Source organism: Izhakiella capsodis, from assembly GCF_900115045.1.
Lineage (GTDB): Bacteria > Pseudomonadota > Gammaproteobacteria > Enterobacterales > Enterobacteriaceae > Izhakiella > Izhakiella capsodis.
On record NZ_FOVC01000001.1, the window covers coordinates 643,438 to 661,933 of the forward strand.

General features: G+C 47.2%; 11 protein-coding genes and 2 pseudogenes. 7 read left to right on the forward strand and 6 right to left on the reverse strand.

Annotated features, from left to right (window positions below; all coding sequences use genetic code 11):
• Positions 1-96: 96 nt before the first annotated feature.
• A complete protein-coding gene (locus BM191_RS02985) occupies positions 97-1,449 on the reverse strand; it encodes a glycoside hydrolase family 10 protein (protein WP_407927852.1) in 1,353 nt (450 codons plus the stop codon).
• Between the two features lie 983 nt (positions 1,450-2,432).
• On the opposite strand from BM191_RS02985, the gene BM191_RS16700 reads away from it, so the two are divergent.
• Positions 2,433-2,594 (forward strand): hypothetical protein, encoded by a 162-nt coding sequence (locus BM191_RS16700; protein WP_177203279.1) that lies wholly within the window; start codon positions 2,433-2,435, stop codon positions 2,592-2,594.
• 630 nt (positions 2,595-3,224) lie between these two features.
• Here the strand turns inward: BM191_RS16700 and BM191_RS17005 are convergent.
• Positions 3,225-3,335 (reverse strand): annotated as a pseudogene (locus BM191_RS17005) (type II toxin-antitoxin system Phd/YefM family antitoxin); the annotation flags it as partial.
• Between the two features lie 1,122 nt (positions 3,336-4,457).
• Here BM191_RS17005 and BM191_RS03000 point away from each other — a divergent pair.
• Both BM191_RS03000 and BM191_RS03005 read left to right on the forward strand, forming a co-directional pair.
• Positions 4,458-5,246, forward strand: a complete 789-nt coding sequence (locus BM191_RS03000; protein ID WP_092875215.1) for a DsbA family protein — start codon at positions 4,458-4,460, stop codon at positions 5,244-5,246.
• 665 nt (positions 5,247-5,911) lie between these two features.
• Positions 5,912-6,605 (forward strand): IS1 family transposase gene (locus BM191_RS03005; protein ID WP_092874936.1). Its coding sequence is split into 2 segments (ribosomal slippage): positions 5,912-6,162 and positions 6,161-6,605, totalling 696 coding nucleotides; the frame shifts between segments, so codons are not numbered across the junction.
• A gap of 734 nt (positions 6,606-7,339) precedes the next feature.
• Here BM191_RS03005 and BM191_RS03015 read toward each other — a convergent pair.
• Positions 7,340-8,773, reverse strand: a complete 1,434-nt coding sequence (locus tag BM191_RS03015; protein ID WP_092874942.1) for a sigma-54 interaction domain-containing protein — start codon at positions 8,771-8,773, stop codon at positions 7,340-7,342.
• 184 nt (positions 8,774-8,957) lie between these two features.
• On the opposite strand from BM191_RS03015, the gene BM191_RS03020 reads away from it, so the two are divergent.
• From BM191_RS03020 to BM191_RS03030, 3 genes are read left to right on the forward strand one after another with little or no spacing between them, the layout of a single operon-like run.
• A complete protein-coding gene (locus tag BM191_RS03020; protein WP_092874945.1) occupies positions 8,958-10,355 on the forward strand; it encodes an ornithine/lysine decarboxylase DokD in 1,398 nt (465 codons plus the stop codon).
• A gap of 49 nt (positions 10,356-10,404) precedes the next feature.
• The gene (locus tag BM191_RS03025; protein ID WP_092874948.1) at positions 10,405-11,826 is read left to right on the forward strand and encodes an APC family permease; all 1,422 of its coding nucleotides are present in this window, start codon (positions 10,405-10,407) and stop codon (positions 11,824-11,826) included.
• A gap of 2 nt (positions 11,827-11,828) precedes the next feature.
• Positions 11,829-12,932, forward strand: a complete 1,104-nt coding sequence (locus BM191_RS03030) for an alanine/ornithine racemase family PLP-dependent enzyme (protein ID WP_092874951.1) — start codon at positions 11,829-11,831, stop codon at positions 12,930-12,932.
• Between the two features lie 418 nt (positions 12,933-13,350).
• On the opposite strand, the gene BM191_RS03035 is transcribed toward BM191_RS03030, so the two are convergent.
• The 3 genes and pseudogenes from BM191_RS03035 to BM191_RS17485 form a co-directional block, all read right to left on the reverse strand.
• Complete coding sequence (locus tag BM191_RS03035; protein ID WP_092874954.1) at positions 13,351-13,857, reverse strand: SRPBCC family protein; 507 nt, start codon at positions 13,855-13,857, stop codon at positions 13,351-13,353.
• Positions 13,858-13,990: 133 nt separating this feature from the next.
• Positions 13,991-14,899, reverse strand: a complete 909-nt coding sequence (locus BM191_RS03040) for a LysR family transcriptional regulator (RefSeq protein ID WP_092874957.1) — start codon at positions 14,897-14,899, stop codon at positions 13,991-13,993.
• Positions 14,900-14,970: 71 nt separating this feature from the next.
• Positions 14,971-15,079, reverse strand: a pseudogene (locus tag BM191_RS17485) (Tn3 family transposase); the annotation flags it as partial.
• 625 nt (positions 15,080-15,704) lie between these two features.
• Between BM191_RS17485 and BM191_RS03045 the strand changes: the two are divergent.
• The gene (locus BM191_RS03045; RefSeq protein WP_092874960.1) at positions 15,705-18,125 is read left to right on the forward strand and encodes a glucose/quinate/shikimate family membrane-bound PQQ-dependent dehydrogenase; all 2,421 of its coding nucleotides are present in this window, start codon (positions 15,705-15,707) and stop codon (positions 18,123-18,125) included.
• Positions 18,126-18,496 lie beyond the last annotated feature (371 nt).

Here is an 18,496-nt window from a genome sequence, read left to right on the forward strand (position 1 = left end):
AACGCGTCTCTATTTGTACCGCTTGGGCACTTTTTCCTCAAGCAAATGACGATAACTGACACGATGCCGGTACGAAAGGATTCGTACCGGTCGCAATTAGTCGCTCCAGCGGCTATACAAGTAATCAACTGCTTCGCGGGTTTGCGGCTGGTTCAGGAAGTCTTCTCTAAACAGGATGGTACCCTGAATTTGTGGTAGCGATTCATTCAGATCGAGCTGTTTTTTTAGCTCCGGCACGCCACCTTCAAGCGCCCAGTCCGGCTCCTTACTGGAAGGCTCGCCGACCTTATACAGTGCAATGCCAATATAGAGCTGCGTATTGGTGGTTGCGACCACGTTTGCCCACCATTTTGCCAGGACGTCGTAGCGCGCTGCGCTGCGCGAGAAAGGCCAGTAAAGCTGGGGGGCGATGTAATCAAGCAAACCCTGCTGCACCCAGCGTCGCGTGTCGGCATAAGATTCATCGTAAGCCGCCGCACCGCGCGTATCAGACCCAGCAGCGTCATGGGATAAGTTACGCCACACCCCGACTGGACTGACGCCGAATTCGACATGCGGTTTCAGCTGATGGATAGTGCGCGAAACCTGCTCAATCAGTAACTCAGTATTATGACGACGCCAGTCTGCCTTACTGTTAAATCCCTGACCAAAAGCCTTATAAGTCTGACTGTCGTTCAGGGCAGAGTCAGAGGATTCACTGTAAAAGTAATCATCAAACTGCACGCCATCGATTGGATAATGTTTCACGACTTCGGCGACGATGCTGGTGATCCAGTCGCGTACTTGCGGTATCCCCGGATCGAGGACAAACCGATTGCTTGCTACCCTTATCCAGTCGCGATGCAGAACGAAAACACTGGCAGGATGTTGAGATCGCGTGCGATCCAGCGCGGCAACGGTTGCGGCATTGGTATTTACCGAAACACGATAGGGGTTGAACCAGGCATGTACTTTTATACCGCGCTTATGGGCTTCATTCAGCACAAACTGCAGCGGATCATAGCCCGGATATTCACCGATTCTGCCGGTCAGCATATCTGACGAGGGTAAGATGTTTGATTGCCAAAGTGCGGTGCCGTCGGGCTTAACCTGAAAGAAAAGGGTATTAATACCGAGACGTTGCAGTTTATCGAGCTTTTCTCTTAATGCCAGCTTCTGCTGGGTAGCGCGTAACACAGGGTTGCTGGTGTTGATTGAGGAGACTGGCGGCCAGTCAAGCCGTGAAACGGTTGCCAGCCAGACGCCGCGCACCTGCGGTTGTTTCTCTCGGACCAGCGGCTCAGGCAGTGCCTTTGGTTTTGAATTAGCCTCCGCTGTCACAGCAGAAAAAGGGGTGATGAGGCTATGCGGTGGCTCTGAGGTACAGCTGGTAAGCAAAAATGCAGCTGCAGCTAGCAGACCGTTTCTTTTCACTTGACTGAAAAGGGCAAAACAGCAAATGCGGCGAATGTTATGCTCCGATTTCGAGATGAGAATTAAGAGATGACATTCTCTTATTTTCGTAATTCAAGTCAATAACTCATAAAGATATCATCCTATTTAATCGTTCAACAGACAGACATAACATCATAAAGCCACGCAGCGAAGTCCGATAATATCACCGGGAGCAGGTGATTTCTTCGCTGTCTGGCTATGCCGTGCACTTTGACTTAAAGTTTTTGTTGTACCTATAAATAATCGGGGCTTTTTTTGTAAGTGTGGGAGCTCAGTCGCTGTTGTTCACACAAACCAGATAACTCGCTCTGTAAAACCCGGTATCCTGCGGGCGAATGCACACTCCTCCGATCCCATTCCTACCAGTTTGAAAAACAGATAGCCTCTTCAGTTTTATCAACAACTGGTTGATATCGTTGTAGGTTTATGACCGTTTAGTTAGCTGCTGCTATCGATGCTGAAGTTCGCTGAAGGTGCACATGTTGATATTAAAGACGCCAGCATCAGCTTAAGCGCATAGGAGGTGACGCGAATTAGGGTGTACTGGTAGAATGCGCGAGGTTATTTGTGTAATAGCAGTAAGCTGTGTTGACTGATGTTTATATCAGCATCATAATCTAAGAAAAACAATGAGGTAGATTATGTTACCCTGTGGCGTCGACCAAATTTAGGGAGTGTTTAACTACCTAACATTACTGTTTGTATCGGTAGTTTGGCAGTTAGTAAATACCTCTCTCATAAGTTAATGAGGAATTTGTAAAAAAAATGGAGAAAAGAATAGAAAAAGTAATGATTTAGAGGCTTCTGGCACAAGCGGTCGTTTCAAAAAAATAAGGACCTGGAACAGGAGAAGAAATTACTATATTAAACAGGTAAAGCTCAATACTAAAATTTATTTTGCAAAGCTTATCTGGGATAAGCATAAAAAAAACGTTTTTGATATCAAATCAATCAAAACTATACTGCTCGTGCGCAATGAAGGAACCATCGGAGATGTTGTGGTTTCGACACCACTAGTGAAAAGCCTCAATGAGGCAGGATACAAAGAAGCGAGTCAAATAATTGTTGACAATAGAAAAATAGCTGATGTGGAAAAATTACCAGAACTTATAATGCAAGAGGTTATTAAAATGGGCGTATTAAAAAATAAAACGTCGTAAATATTATTTGCGCAATTTTTTATTAAAAATAAACATCATAGATATTTTGAGTGGTTTCTTAAAAATACAGATTCATCTCAGAATAAAGTGATATTAATAGTGCAGGAGAGATAAAATGATTCCATTATAAAGAAAAATATCGATGATTCTTTCGTTACCTGTCAGAATGAATTATGTGATAATTTCTTTAATGAAACAATCAATTTGACGATAGGTGATTTTACTTTAAAATAATATAACTAGAAAAGTGTTTATAATTCGATAAAATACTTTTAGTGATCTTACGGGGCAGATTTTCAGATTGTCTTTTTTGTATAAATATTCACGGGATTTGGTTTGTAAATAAAAATCATCACCTCCAGGGTTGGTTATTGACCCGTGATGGTTTAACTTCGTGATAAAGGCACTTTCTCTTTCAAGGAGAAACGTACAGGCTAAGAGATTAGTAACTACAGTGTTAATCGCCGAATTATACTCAATAATAAAATACGTTATTTAATGATTAAAATATAATAGTCCCCAATTGATCCTGATTATGATTTTGAAAGGTTGAGATATGATTTTTGATATAGAACTCTAATCCTTATACAAAACATAGGGTAATTCTCATATCTCATACTAGCAATTACGCAATATCTTCTCGTATAATTCTGCCGGAACGCAGTAAAAAGCAGGCTGATTGCGGTTAAAGATCGCAATCGTATAGCTATTAACGGCGTTGACTGTTGTTATTGGATTTATCTTGAGTTCACTGACACTGGCGTTTTAATCGATAAGAATGATATTAAGGAATGATACCTGGGGAAGATTTAACCAGTATTGAAGATACTTATGATATGACGTGTTAACAGATTTTTTTTATGCTTAAAAAATGTTAAGCATATGAAAAGTTATGTATTATTTTTTCCTGACATGAAAGAAAATGTGTGGCCCGATAGATGCCTGCGGAGATTTTATCATCTTCAAGTCTTCTTTTCAGATACCTGTTGAAAAATGAGTCTAAGTGACTCTCTCGATGGAAGGTAAGTTCCATTTTCATGTGAAACCGTCACTATTATTGTTGGGGGGGGTATTCAGGCTGCCTATTGTACATCGTGATCTGTTCCGGGTAGTGCCGTTGATAAAAGTTTCCAGGACGGGCTATCGGCAGGTCATAAAGATGTCAGTATGATATGCCGATTTTTTGATCCTGCCATACTGCTGGCTCGGTAGGGGAGCAGGTCAGCGTTCCTCGCTCCGGGCGCGAGCTCGGAGACGGCGTCTGAACTTCAGTCCGGGGATGACTGAGCGGCATCACGGCTGTTCAGATATCCGTGCTGGCAGATAACATCGCTCCGACATCTGATCACACATGATATTTACCGGCGGATGAAAACTGCTGGTCGCTGGATGAAACGCGTTGGAGACGGCATACTTCCAGAAAAGATACCGGGGTGGGTGAGGCGCGGTTTATCTTCGGCAGTCGAAAATGATCGGCTCTGTATGCAACTCTTACCGCCTATAGCACTGTCGGGAACAATACTGCGCTAAATTTAGTTAGTTGGTAATGGTCGTCTGAGCTGCTTTAGTTGTAACTGGTGGGGTTGTGCGCTGGCAGATAGTCGTCGCATGGCTTGAAACAGGTTTACCCCCTAGGGAAGTCTGAAAAAAGAATGAGTAGAAAACGTAACGATCACTGCAGGAAACGCCAGGAATGGATGCGCATTGAACGTTAGACCGGCATGCATGAAGAATGCTCGATAAATGATTCAGAGAGAGCTTGCCTGGGAGCAGCCTGAGCGTGGCGGCGTGAAAGAACAGTGGCAGCATACCGAGCGCGAAATCGCGATAGAGATAGAAACTGGAGAAAAATGAACGATGAAAATGAATAACATTCTGGCCGTTATGATGGCTACCGGCGTCATGCTGTCCGGTCAGGCTACTGCCGCAGATAAATCTGCCGCAACCTTTACCAGCGCGCAGGAAGCCCGTATTGGTGAAGTGGCCCGAGACTACCTGCTGGCCCATCCGGAGATCCTGGTTGAGGTCAGCCAGAAGCTGCAGGCACAGCAAGAGGAGGAGCAGCAGCAAGCGATGACGGCGGCCGTTATCAAGAATCAGGCCGCGCTGCTAATGGATAAAGGCACGCCTTCCTATGGTCCAGCAGATGCGAAAGTGACGGTCGTTGAGTTTTTCGATTACCAATGCATCTACTGTGCTCACTTGGCGCCAGCGCTGGAAAAAGTGATAAAGGCAAATCCAAACGTACGATTTGTGTTTAAGGAGTTCCCGATATTCGGCCAGCGCTGGCCGGCTTCGCTGAAAGCGGCGAAAACCGGGCTGCAGATCTGGAAGCAAAAAGGGGCTGACGCTTATCTTCAGTACCACAATGCAATTTACGCTACCGGGCATAATGAGGGCAGGTTAACTGACAGTGACATCAGCAAGGCGGCCAGTGCGGTTAAATTCGACGCCAGTAAAGCGGCAGATGTACAGGACACCCTGGATGCTATCAATACCCTGGCTCAGCAGCTGGGTTTTGGTGGCACACCTGCCCTGGTGGTGATGCCCACAACAGGTGCCTATGCTAATAATGTGACGGTTATTCCGGGATTCACCAGCTCCGCAGCCCTGCAGGCAGCTATTAATAAGGCGGCAGGCGCAAAGGAGTAACCTTCTGAACTTGTCTGTTGATCGTGCATATAGAAACTGACGCGCGCACTGCTTTCAGTTTTTTCAACGCCGAAATCAGTGAAAAGCCTTTATGCTGATTCCGGCGTTTTCGTTACAAATATTCCTGTAAACAGTTATGCAATCTTACCATGCGTTATTTTTGGTTCTCAGCCGTCTATCAGATCTGGTGTATATGCCACTGTACTATAGCCACCTGTTTTTCGCACAAACAGGAAGGGCAGCACGCTGGAACGGATAAAGAGCACCGTTGATTTGGTGCAGCCGCATATTTCGTCTACTCCTTTATCTTCCCTGAAAGCGTGCTGGCAAAAAAGAGATGGCGGATAACTTTCGGTTAATGCCGGTATTTTGCTGCGTGTAAGGCAGAGTCGCTTAATTTAATAATATTCACAATTCTTACTTTAGTATGCACGGGTAATTCCTGGCGATTTTTCAGGCGGATGACAATACGACGATTATCTTTTAATCTTACAAAGTAATGCTCCAGTTAATTGCATTTTTTATATAATTGGTCAGCTGGTTTCCGACGCCCAGGCGGAATGAGGAATACTATCTGGCAGGCGTATACTGGATAGCTGTACGGGTTGGTGATGCCTCTAATTGGTTGAATCCGATGTATAATGCAGGCTTTTTGAGGTTCTCTCATGGCTAGCGTTAATGTTCATTGTCCCCGTTGTCAGTCTGCTCAGGTTTATCGTCATGGTCAGAACCCTAAAGGCCATGACAGATTTCGCTGCCGTGACTGCCACCGCGTGTTTCAGCTCACTTACGTCTATGAAGCCCGTAAGCCGGGCGTTAAAGAGCAGATCACTGAGATGACCTTCAATGGTGCCGGCGTTCGTGATACCGCCAGAGTGCTGAAAGTTGGCATTAACACCGTCATCCGTACTTTAAAAACTCGCGCCAAAGCGAATAACGTCTTCACCCGTTGCCCACGCTGATGTGGCGCTTATCTGTGAACTCGATGAGCAATGGAGCTTTGTTGGCAGTAAAGCCCGGCAGCACTGGCTCTGGTACGCATACAACACCAAAACAGGCGGTGTACTGGCCTACACTTTTGGTCCCCGGACCGATGAAACCTGCCGGGAGCTACTGGCACTGCTCACGCCATTCAACATTGGCATGATCACCAGCGACGACTGGGGCAGCTATCGCCGTGAGGTGCCGAAGGATAAGCATCTGACAGGCAAAATATTCACCCAACGAATTGAGCGTAATAACCTGACGCTCCGCACTCGCATAAAGCGTCTGATTCGTAAAACGATCTGCTTCTCGCGCTCAGTTGAGCTGCACGAAAAAGTTATCGGAGCGTTTATTGAAAAATATATGTTCTACTAATTGGAGACATTACCCTTTGCCAGTCATCATTTTCTTTTCAGTACGCCATACCAACGGACAATATTTGCTCAGGCATATATTAAGAAACACTATCCAAGTAATCTGGAGGGTTACACTAATGTCAGATACAACATGCACAATGAATTCCTTGAGGTATTGACCTTGCAGGGTGTTTTCGGTTTGATTTTTTTTGTATTGATTTACCTTACTTTTCTGTGGATTGCGATAACAAAAAAAGTATCTACATCAGCAGCACTGCCTTTATGCGTTATGTTTGTTTGCGGCCTGACAGATTCCGTATTAATTAATGCACAGACGGCAATGCTTTTCCTGATATCTCTAACGTTGTGCGCTATTTCTGTTAGGGATCCTAAGTCAAATTGTAAAGAAATGAACTAAAAGCAACTGTTTTGATTATTAGAATAATGGAGTAGCGTGATGGTGCGATTAACTCCATTTTATTCTTTCGGACTTCATACCTGCTGGTAAATTGGGGTTATTTCAGATATTTTTTCAGTTAGGCTGTCCTGCGTTTCTGCTGCTCAGAAGGAGTATACATTTTTCCGAGTATAAACCTATACTCCATACATGGAGATAAATCTTCTATTCAGATTCCCCGAACGCCGTTAATTTTCCTATACGCAATAGAATAGTGTCGCGCCAGCCCGGTGTGCGATTCACGATTGACCTGAAGAGGGCACGGACGCCGTCGTTTTTCCGGAATGCCTCTTCAGTTATGGCATGACCCCCAATCTGATGGCGTACTTTTTGATCTTGTAATGAAGTGTGGTACGCGACACCTTCAGTATTCGCGCTGCTTCCGCAATGCGTCCGTTAGCCTGATTGATGGCCTGTACGATCAATTTTTGTTCAAACTTCTCCACTTCTGTAATCAGATCGCCAGTCAGAATATGGCTTTCAGAATGAGGTGCTGGTAATTCCGGTAAGGCTTCTAACTCTGCCATCGGAAGTAGCTCTGCCTCTTCATCGTCAAAAATAATCTTCTCCAGTGGTCCATCGCGATCCTGCATAATCATGCTGCGTACCAGAGTGTTTTCCAGCATGCGGACGTTGCCCGGCCATGGATGAATCAGCAGCGTGCGGGCAGCAATATCGCTTAACCCCTGAATATCTTTCTCAACGTTATCGCGGTATTTATCAATGAAATAGTTGGAGAGCAGCAGAATATCCTCCGGACGTGCAGAGAGCGGTGGCAACAGAAGTGTCCCCACACTCAGGCGGTAAAAAAGGTCGGAACGAAGCTTACCCTGTTGTAATAGCCGGATGGGGGAGTCATTCATGGCGGCAACGATGCGAACATCGGACGTCTGCTGTTGGTTTCCCCCCAGTTTCCAGAAGGTTTTGTCATGCAAAAAACGCAAAAGTTTGCTCTGCATTTCCAGTGGCAGCGAATTGAGTTCATCAAGAAACAGAGTGCCACCGTCTGCAAGCTCCAGATATCCCTGGCTGTTCTCAGCGCCGGTAAATGCGCCCTTTACCGTACCAAATAACGTACTCTCAATAAGTGTTGGCGGCAGCGCGCCGCAGTTCAGGGCGATAAAGGGCTTGTCGGCTCTTTTGCTGTGACGATGGATAAGGCGGGAAAATAACTCCTTGCCGGTTCCGGTCTCACCGACGATCATCACCGGGACATCGCTTGCCGCCAGCCGTTTTCCCTTCTCAATCAGGACCAGCATTGCGGGGTTTTCCGTGATAATACGGTACTTGTCTTCCTTTTCCCGGGCGTAAAGCAGGTGGTTCAGCTCTACCACTTGTTCCTGTAAACGCCGGACTCCGGAGAGGTTACGGCCAATTTCGATCACCCCAACCCGCTGCCCGTAGCTGTCGTAGAGTGGCGCAGTGGTATGCTGATAATCCACTGCCTGCCCTCTGGCATTGTAGTAAATCTGATAGTGCCCGATATATTCATTGCCCTTTTTCAGTGCTGTCAGCATGGTGCTCTGGTTCTCTTTCATTCTGGGATAGACGTCAAGCATGTGCTGTCCCATTGCCTGTTCGATGGTTGAGCCATCCAGGTCCGCGCTCTCCTGGTTGTAATACACATATTTCCCTTCGTGATTAATGACAGCCAATGGCTGATGAATAAGATCGAAAAAGCGCGCAAACATGCGCAGGGCGTCCTGTAATTCCGGAGCAATAGCAGGCATCAGATACTCTTTCCTGTTGATGTTTTCAGACAGACGGAAATTCGTCATTCAGATGAAAAATCTATCTTAAGACAAGAAGTAATTCTAGTTGGTTTTATTAACCTATTGATTATCAATCAAAAAAAATTGGCACATCAATTGCTTTATGAAAATATCCACAACTATCCCGTGATGAGAGGTTCTTATGTCTGACAGTATTGCTGCTAACTACAACCGGTTGCGCCAGCGTGTGATTGAAAATGACCGTCGTTTCAGCGCCTGCGAAGGAAAGCTCTGTTTCGAAGGTGTTGATGTTGAATCACTGGCTAAAAAATACGGGACGCCGTTCTACGTGTTCTCGGAACCGGAAATCGTGCGCAACGTGCGCGAAATCGAACAAGCCTTTGCTGCTCACCCGAACACCAAAACTTTTTTCGCTTCCAAAACCTGCTCGGTAATGGGGGTGTTGAAAGCAATCAAAGACGCCGGTATCTGCGCAGAAGCCAACTCCAGGTACGAAGTGCGTAAATGTCTGGAAATCGGTTTCCGCGGCGATCAAATCGTGTTCAACGGGGTGGTAAAAAAACCCGAGGATCTGGAGTACGCTATCGCCAACGATCTCTATCTGATTAACGTCGACAGTCTGTACGAGCTGGATCATATTGATGCGATTTCGCGCCGCCTGAAAAAAACCGCTAACGTCTGTGTGCGTGTCGAACCTAATGTTCCTTCCGCTACCCATGCGGAGCTGGTTACTGCCTATCATGCCAAGTCAGGTCTGGATCTTGAGCAGGCGGAAGAAACCTGCCGACGCATTCTTGAGATGCCTTTTGTCCATCTTCGTGGTCTGCATATGCATGTGGGGGATCAGGTACCGGAATCCGAACCGTTTGCCAAAGCGACGAAAGTGCTGGTCGATGAATCACGTCGCCTGGAGGAAGTGCTTGGCATCAAATTTGATCTAATCAATGTTGGTGGCGGCATTCCGGTTCCTTATAAGTACGATGACGAGAACGGTGATCCGCTGAAAGACAACATGTATGCCGGAATAACCGCTAAGGACTTCGCTGATGCGGTGATCAGTGAGGTACATAAGTGGCGCACGGACGTGCAAATCTGCATTGAACCCGGGCGTAAAGTGACCAGTTCTGCTGCGGTTCTGCTTACCGATGTCTCCTGCGAAAAACGCAAAACCAACTACGATGTGGACGGCAATATCGAATGTCATGTGGAGTGGAAATTTGTTGATGCAGGCTACAGCGTGCTCTCTGACAGTCAGCACTTCGACTGGTTTTTCTATGTCTATAACGCGTCGCGCATTACCGAAGCACATGACGAGTATATCAAGCTGGCAGGACCCCTGTGTGACGGTGGGGACTATTTCCATATGGGAGTGAAAGGTGAGGAGTTCCTGTTGCCGAAAACCACTGAAGTAGGGGACACCGTCGTGTTTCTCGATGCGGGTGCTTACACCATTGAGAGCCAGACAGTTTATAACAATCGCCCGCGCACCGCCGTGGTCATGATCGATAATGAGGGTAAAGACCGACTTATTCGCCGCGAGGATACTTACCAGGATATGGTTGGATACGACATCTATTAATTGTCGCAAAGGGGAGCTCTATGCTCCCCGTTTTGTTTCGGAGATAACGATGAGTGATAAAAATTCAGGGTTGCTTGGCAGTAAAGACATTATTTTTATGAATGTTATTGCCATTCTCAGCCTGCGGCAAATTCCTAACGTTGCCCCTTACGGCGCATCCGCTATGGTCCTCTGGGTTCTGGCCGCATTTTGTCTTTTTTTCCCGCTGGCAATGGTGTGTGGAGAGCTGTCCACTGGCTGGCCAAAAGACGGTGGAATATTTGTCTGGATAAAAGAGGCTTTTGGCAAGCGTATTGCCTGGATGGTGGTCGTCTGCTTTCTGTTCTCCTGCGTCCTGTTCTTCCCTCTGATGCTGCAATTTGGTTTCACCGCGCTGGGCTATATGTTCAGTGCCGGTCTGGCGCAAAATAAAGTCTTTATTGGAGTGGGTTCAGCGGTCATTTTCTGGTTGCTGACGATGATGAACATCCGCGGTATGGAGTGGACTAAAATCATAAACAGCATCAGCGCCTGGTGTGGCGTGTTTATTCCTTCTGCCATCCTGATCCTGTTGGCGATTGTGTGGCTGATCACCGGTCATCCGATGCAAACAAACTACGCCAGCGTGTCAGACTGGATACCCGACCTGAGCCACTGGAACACCATTGTGTTTCTGTCCAGCATGATGTTTGCCTTCGCCGGTCTGGAAGTTGCACCAATGATTGCCGGACGCACCCGCAATCCACAGCGTGACTTTCCGCGTGCGATGGCTTTTTCAGCCGCGGTTATCGTGGGGATTTACATGATCGGCACTTGGGCGTTGAACACTCTGCTGCCCGCGGGAAAAACCGATATCGTTGCCGGAGTCATGCAGGCCATGCACTCCGCAGCTGCAACGCTACATATGCCCTGGTTGCTCCCGGTAATGGCGATTTGCATGTTCTTTGGGGCGCTGGGGCAGATTAATTCCTGGCTGGTTGGCCCCATCTATATGCTGCAGGAAGCTTCACGAGAAGATAACCTGCTCGGCGAGCGTATTGGCCGACTGCATCCTAAGTACCAGACACCGGCTTTTGCGCTGATCATGCAGGCAGTGATTGTCACCCTGCTTTGTTTCTCTACCTTTATCTCAACCAGCGTCGCCGCCGCCTACTGGATGCTGACCGCCCTGACCACCATCACTTACTTTATTCCCTATATGGTGATGTTTCCGGCTTTTTGCCGTCTGCGCATAAGCCAGCCGGATACCCCGCGCAGCTTTAAAATCCCGGGCAAAATTCTGCCGGTGTTGTTACCCATCATGGGCTTTATCTCCGTCACATTTGCCGTGTTTCTGCTGTTTATCCCACCGTCTCAGATCAATATGGGGGGATATCTTCAGTACGCAGGTAAAATTATTGGCGGCGCGCTGCTGGCATTCATTGTTGCGGAAGTCATATACCACCGTGCCCAGAAGCGCAACGCGCATCTGGCGTCAGAAGGGAAGATTTAAAAATGTATATGCCGATACTTGAAATTGATTTGAACAAGCTGCGTGACAATGCCTTCGTTGAAAAAACGCTGTTGCAGAAGCAGGGCGTCGAGGTCATGGCGGTGAACAAAGTGTTTGACGGCTGCATTGAAACTGCCCGTGCCGTCATGGAGGGCGGGATTAACGTCATTGCCGAATCCCGCACCTATAATCTGAAAAAGATACGCGAGACGGGCTGTACTACCTGCCTGTTACGCAGTCCCTGTCTCAGTGAAATCGAAGACGTGGTGCGCTACGCTGACATCAGTCTGAACAGCGAGCCTCCCGTTCTGCGCGCGCTGGCTGCCGAAGCTGTACGCCAGAAAAAAACGCATCAGGTTTTGCTGATGATAGATATGGGCGATTTACGTGAAGGGATCTGGTTTGAAGACTATCCACAGATCCTTGAGACAGTAAGACTGATTGAGGAACTGCCGGGCCTGGCGTTGTATGGCATGGGTACCAATTTCAATTGCTATGGAACTGTATTGCCTACCGTGAAGAACGGCGAGGATTTTATTGCCATCGTCAAACGCGTGGAATCCGATACCGGTAGTAAAGTTCGTCGCCTCTCGGCCGGAAACTGTACCAGCTATCACCTGATTGACAAAGGGCTCTGGCCACAGGCGCTTAATCATCTGCGTATTGGCGGTCTGCACCAGTTCGGCATTGAATATGTCGATATGAAATATCTCGATGAATTTCACCACTCCACCAAGGCTGTAGGCAGAGCATCTTCAGACCTCTACCGCTTCTATGCGGAGATCATCGAACTCAACAGCAAACCGACCGTACCCGTTGGTGAGCTGGGCGTTGATGCCTTTCTCCAACCGAAAACCTTTGAGGATCACGGTACGCGCAAACGCGCGCTGCTCGCTTTTGGTCGTCAGGACGTCCCGGCAGAAAATTGCGTACCGCAGGATGACGCTATAACGATGTTAGGACAGACAAGCGACCACACTCTGATAGATATTGAGGATTCTGCCCAGTCGCTGAAAGTGGGCGATACGGTCTGTTTTGAACTGGACTATACCGGGCTGCTGATGGCATGCCAGACACGGGGTGTAGCGCTACGCTTTATCCGTTAACGCGAAAACAATAGCGGCGGGATATCACTTCCGCCGCTTTGATATCGCTCGCTTTTGGATTGCGGGTCAAAATAGCCACCTTCATCAAAATCACACTCGGATCTTATCGAAGATGATCGAACTGTGAACTTATCCCTCCTCTAAAATACTCACCCTGATAGGTAAAAACAGAATAACAGGGCGGGTATTTACGCCAGCCATTTATTAGTCACACTGTAATTTTTCATCGGTGACGCACAGCGACACTGAACATGAATTTATCTGTAATGACGGACGTGGGGATGACTGCTTCAGCTTTGCTGCCGGTTTTGCTTTCAAACCTCAACGTATAATTGAGGAACACTTAGCAAAAAAGGGCCAATATTTCTGGGTTGCGGGAAAGTGCAGCCTCAGTGATATGACTGTGGAAAGCGATTTATTATTTCTTTGCTGCTCGAATCAGACCGTCAAGCCATTCCTGATGACCATTAAGCATTGGGTTCGGGCGGGTATTTGCCAGATCTTTTGCTGGGATGCCGTTCTGTGTTTCCTGCGTTAGGATACGAATCCTGTGACCGGAAAGATCCTCCAGTAGCCACGCATGATGAACATCGAGTCGTTGCGCGGTATCTTTTTCACCGGCCCATCCGTGCCATGCCAGTCGAGCAGGTTTACCTTCAGCAGGTGAGACAAACTCCACAACCTCAGCTTCAACTGGGAAACCGAACGTGCTGAAGTAGAAGCGAGCCCCAATCTCCAATTCTGGACCTTTGTTGTCATGAAAGCACACATCGGCGGAATTTTTATAGTATTCCGGCCATAGCAATGGCTGACTCAGGAGCGGCCAGAGATCATTGACGTTCAGATTTGAGATAATCATTTCATTTGAAACAAAGTTATCGGTAAAACCCGGAACAAATCCTTCTGGCCAGTCAATCGCGTGCATAAATTTCTCCGATTATTCTAGTTGAGTGCAGTGTGTGTGTTATTACGGCAGTGGCGTGAAGACAGTGATTATTGGTGCAATGGAGTTATAAGGCGAATTATCATTACTTATAATCAATATAAGATAAATTATATCAAAATGGAGGATTTTGGCTTACTTCTGCGCACAAAGCACGAATCCACTGATGACTTGGATCCCGATGGGTTCGGTCATGCCAGGCCATGCTCTTGGTAAAGCCGGGGACTTCCAGGGGTAAAGAGAGAATGATGAGATCGTTGTTTGTCAGGACCATGCGGTGAGGGACAACTGCAATCATATCAGTCACTCGCAAAATATCAGGTATCACCTGAAAACTATTAACTGACATGCCTACTCTCCGTGTCAGACTGAGCTTAGCCAGTGCTTCATCTGTAACACCGGTGAAGTTACCTTCTGAAGAGACCAGAATATGTTCCTGTTTGCAAAATTGTTCGAGCGTCATCTCTGAAACCATTGACAGTGGATGATGATGTCGTGCCACGCAGATATAATCTTCCTCATAGAGCGCTTTTCCATGCAGTTCTTCGGGGGTTGTTTGCGGTGTTAGCAAAGCCAGATCAACTTCACCCCGAGACAACTGCTGATACACTCGCTCACTCTCCACGGGCCGTACGGCAATTTTAATATACGGTGCACGTAGTTTCAGCTCAGCCATCATCGGAACGACTATAGCCTTAAGTGCATAGTCGGTTGCGACGATGGTATAAGTCATTTCCACCGTCATGGGATCAAATATTCTTGGTTTCAGTAGGATAGCGATATCGGTAAGGATTTGTTTTATCGGCGTAGAGAGTTCGTTGGCGCGCTTTGTGGGGACCATACCGTGGTTGGTGCGAATAAAGAGGGGATCCTCAAAATAATCACGCAAGCGAAAAAGCATACCACTGACGGCAGGCTGCGTCAGGGAGAGGCGCTTTGCTGCCCGAGTCACGCTTCCCTCATCCAGTAATGCATCAAGGGCCTTGAGGAGGTTAAGGTCCAGGGTTCTGATATCATTTTTCATAATGAACTAGCCTGACAGATATTGAAATTTTAATTTAGGCTAAATGCTTGGGAAGAGGTTGTCTAGAAGGCGAGCATATTGATATGTCCGTGTAAGTGGGGAGAGGCGTGCGATATCTTCATCATTCAGTGTTTCACCCTGCGCCCGAATATGAGCCAGGGCTGCCTGCATATAAGGCGTCACACAATTTTGGCGGATTTCCGCTTACAACCCCTCTATTTCGCATTAGATAAATCTTCTGATATTGCGGGATGAGGAGAAGAAGAGATAAAATAAAAAAATAGTGATAATTACCGGCACTATCAGCAACAGAAACTAATAAACAAGGAAATGTTGATGAATCAGACCGCACGTTATGTCCAGAAGCAAAATAATTTACGGAGTTTCATTGAGTAATATACGCTGTGTATATTCAGTCCGATAGTGAGATACAGAAGGCTGAGTCTGATAACCGGATTTATCAGATAGTGTTACAGCGTTATGATTCAAAAAAAGATGGTGGGTATTGACGTCAGTAGAGATATCCTCATTCGGGTATTATCAGATGGAAAGGTAGCTTCTCTCAGCATAACGCCTGCACAGAGAATTATTATGGATGACAGACTCACAAAGGATTCTCGCAGAGTGATTCAGTGATGACCAAATAATGATTTTCTGTGTGTCCTGCCGAGCAATTTGCTACATCCTGGAAGGGTACTACGTTAACCTTAGTATTCAACTCATACTACGCACTGTATCAGATACGCATGATACGTTAACAACCATAATGATTTTTTTATTTTAATTCGATTTGACATGGGGAAAAATGGAACATTCTGTTGCGAAGCCGTTGTGGCTAAAAATCATCTCAATACTATTAGGGCTGGTACTGGTTTTATCTGGGGCTTTCTTCCTCTATTATGGCGTAAAGCTAGTTACGCTGGGCGGGAGTAATTATTTCGTAATTGCCGGAATCGTGATGTTGGCAAGTGGTATACAACTTATTCGTATACGCGCTTCTGGGGCATTTCTCTGTATTATAGTGTTCCTTGGCTCAAGTATTTGGGCATTTTGGGATGCCGGCCTTGTCTTCTGGGCGCTAATTTCCCGTCTCATGTTTCCTGCGGGCCTGGCTATCATTTCGCTATTACTTTTACCATCGTTACTGCGTTATGAGAATAAACGCAGCCACAGCAAAGGTGTTTACACTTTAGCCGGGATCGCTATTGCTGCTTTTATTGGCGCATTTTGGGGTATGTTTCAACCTCACCCTACCGTGGCTTTTGAAGGCACTCCGCGGCCGCTAATCCCTGTAGGAAAAGACAAACAACAAAAAGACTGGAATAACTACGGTAATACGCCTGAAGGCAGTCGTTTTGTCGCCCTCGATCAAATTAATCGAAATAACGTGACCAGGCTGAAACCCATATGGATGTTCCATACCGGGGATATCCCGTTGAGTCCAGATGGTAATGGCGCAGAAGACCAGCAAACACCATTGCAGGTCGGTGATAAAGTTTTCCTCTGTACTCCACATAACAACGTGATAGCTGTTGATGGCGATACTGGCAAAGAGATCTGGAAAGCGGAGATTAACGCCAAATCTTCGGTGTGGATGCGTTGTCGTGGTCTGGCTTATTTTGATGTCAATAAACCGTTGCCGAAATCGGCCCTGCCAGGCGGAGCGGCTCCCATTTCAGTGAGTACTGAAACCTGTCCCCGCCGTGTGTTGATGAATACAATTGACGGCCGTTTAATTGCGCTGAATGCTGACAATGGCCAGTTCTGCGAGAATTTCGGTGACAAGGGGACCGTTAATCTGCATACCGGTATGGGGAGTACTCCGGATCCGGACTATGTGCTGACCTCACCGCCAACCCTGGCGGGTACCACCGTGGTCGTAGGGGGACGTGTTGCAGATAATGTCAGTACGGATATGCCTGGTGGTGTAATTCGTGGCTATGATGTGATAACCGGGGCATTGCGCTGGGCGTTTGACACAGGCAAAGAAGATCCTAATGAGCCACTGAAGCCAGGGACACACTACGTTCGCAGCACCCCGAACTCCTGGGCACCGATGTCCTACGATCCGCAATCGAACACGGTCTTTATGCCAATGGGAAGTTCTTCCGTCGATATCTGGGGAGCAAACCGTACTGCGCTTGATCATAAATATGGCGCTTCAATACTCGCCGTGGATGCTAACACAGGCAAAGAGAAGTGGGTTTATCAGACGGTTCATAACGACTTATGGGATTTTGATATTCCGATGCAGCCGAGTCTGATTGACTTCAACATGGCAGACGGCAGTGAGCGTCCGGCGGTGGTTTTTGGTACCAAAGCAGGACAGATTTATGTACTGGACCGCCAGTCAGGAAAACCATTGACGAACGTTGTTAACGTAAAAGTTAAACGAGGCGACATTCCCGGCGAGCAGTACAGCGATACTCAACCGCGATCTGTCGGCATGCCACAGATCGGCGCACAAACGCTTAAAGAGTCCGATATGTGGGGAGCGACGCCGTTTGATCAGCTAATCTGCCGTATCGAGTTTAAATCGATGCGCTATGACGGCCTTTATACGGTGCCAGGAACTGATATTTCACTGAGCTTTCCGGGTTCACTTGGTGGGATGAACTGGGGAGGGATATCGGTTGATCCGAACAATCACTATATCTTTGTCAATGATATGCGGCTTGGACTCTGGCAGCAGCTGGTCAAAAATTCACCATCGATGAAAATGCAAACCAATTCCGGTGGTGAAGCGGTCAATACGGGTATGGGTGCGGTGCCAATGAAAGGGGCACCCTATTCGGTCAATAAAAATCGCTTCTCTTCACCGTTGGGTATCCCTTGTCAGACGCCGCCATTTGGCACGCTCAGCGCAATTGATATGAATACCCGAAAAGTGGTGTGGCAGGTTCCATTGGGAACGGTTCAGGATACCGGGCCATTAGGTATCAAGATGCACATGAAGATGCCGGTTGGGATGCCTTCACTGGGTGGTTCGCTGGCTACACAAGGTGGACTTGTATTTATCGCAGGTACGCAAGATTACTATCTGCGGGCCTTTGATAGCTCAACAGGTAAGGAGTTATGGAAAGCCCGTCTGCCAGTTGGCAGTCAGGGAGGGCCAATAAGTTATCTATCACCTAAAACCGGTAAGCAGTACATTCTTATCTCAGCGGGTGGGGCGCGTCAGTCACCCGACCGTGGTGATTATGTGATCGCTTACGGATTAGAATGATCCTTATTGTCAACCCTCTGACAATACAGACTAACGCGGTGAACTGTTCTCGGAACAGTTCACCGTCATGTCCAGTACCAACTTCTGCATATATAGCTTTTTGTCAGTACCCGGACATTGGCGCTGGGTACTTAATCATAAACAGTCATGAGCCTGGCGCCCAATCTTGCCTTCGCGTTCGGGTTTCAGTTTGGCAACCATAACACAGCTCATCAACGCGCCCACGTGTGGCTCAGGCTCTAAAACTCGAGTAATAAATTTAGCTGCCAGATCACTTCGAAACGAGACGCATCAACTCCACCTACTGGTTGTGGTGGGTGGGTGTTCTGTCGAAAGGGGGGTTAGCATTTAGTCTTTAGTTTTTACCTTTG